We start from the raw sequence: 1,508 nt of genomic DNA on the forward strand, positions 1-1,508 counted from the left end.
ACCAACTGCTCACCCAACTGGGAAGCAGAAACCGTCACCGCGGCCTGACTGACCTGCGGCTGCGCCAGGAACGCCGACTCGATCTCCCCCAGCTCGATCCGCTGACCACGGAACTTCACCTGGAAATCCGTACGCCCCAAATACTCCAGCACCGGCCGGTCGTCGACACGCGTCCACCGCACGAGGTCACCGGTGCGATACATCCGCGCGCCCGAGTCGAACGGACTCGCCACGAACCTGTCGGAGCTGAGATCGGGGCGGGTCACATAGCCCCGGGCGAGCTGGTCGCCCGCGAGATACAGCTCGCCCACGACACCTTCGGGAACCGGCCGCAACCGGCCGTCGAGCACGTACACACGCGAATTCCACTGCGGCACACCGATCGGCACACTCCCGGACTCCGCACCCGTGGCCTGCCAGTAGGTGATCGACACCGCAGCCTCGGTCGGACCGTACAAGTTGTGGACCGCAGCATCGGAGATCGCGTGCATCGCCGTAACCGTCTCCGGCGGCAACGCTTCACCGATCACGAACACATGCCGCAAAGTCGGGATAGATCCGGGTGCCGTATGCGCGGCGAACACCGTCAACATCGACGGCACGAAGTCGGTGACGGTGACCTGCTGTTCGGCGATCACCCGCGCCAGATATTCGGGGTCGCGATGACCGTCCGGGATTGCCACCACCAAGTGGGCGCCCGCAGCCAACGGCAGGAAGTAACCCCACAGCGAGACGTCGAACGTGGTCGCGGTCTTCTGCAGGTAGACGTCCCCCGCATCCATCGGATATTCCGCCAGCATCCACGCGACCTGGTTCGCGATGGCCGAATGCGGCACCGCCACACCCTTCGGACGACCCGTCGAACCCGACGTGAAAATCACATACGCCGTATTCGAGGACCGCACCGGCGCAAGCCGATCCGCATCGGTCACCGGCGCATCATCGAAACCGCTGGTATCGAGAGTGTCCAGCGCCAGCACCGGCACACCCGCAAGCACACCCACACTGTCGTGGGCAACAACACAGTCACCGCCGGCGGCACCGCCACGGCCGACGCCGGCACCATCTACCGGTTCGACGCCGACCGACCCGGCATCGGCGATGGTCGACAGCAGGCACACCGGACCCGCGGTATCCAAGATGTAACCGATCCGCTCGGCCGGATGCGACGGATCCAACGGCACATACGCACCACCAGCAGCAACCACCGCATACATACCGACAACGAGGTCCAGCGACCGAGACGCAAGCAAACCGACCAACGACTCCGGACCCACCCCCTGCGCGACCAGATACCGCGCAAGCCGGTTCACCCGACCCGCGAACTCGCCATAGGACAGACTCGTCCCCTCGAACGACACCGCCACCCGATCCGGATACGCAGCAACCGCCCGCTCGAACCCGTCCAGCAACAACCGCTCCGGCAACGCATGCTCGGTCGCATTCCACTCCGCCAGCACCCGGGCACGCTCGACCGGAGCCAGGATCTCCAGATCACCCACCGGCAC

1 protein-coding gene is annotated in these 1,508 nt (G+C 65.6%); it reads right to left on the reverse strand.

Annotation, left to right across the window (positions count from 1 at the left end):
• Positions 1 to 1,508 (reverse strand): non-ribosomal peptide synthetase (locus QH195_RS01795; protein ID WP_280434097.1); only part of this gene is annotated, 1,508 nt, incomplete at both ends.

The organism is Nocardia carnea, from assembly GCF_029868855.1.
Lineage (GTDB): Bacteria > Actinomycetota > Actinomycetes > Mycobacteriales > Mycobacteriaceae > Nocardia > Nocardia carnea_A.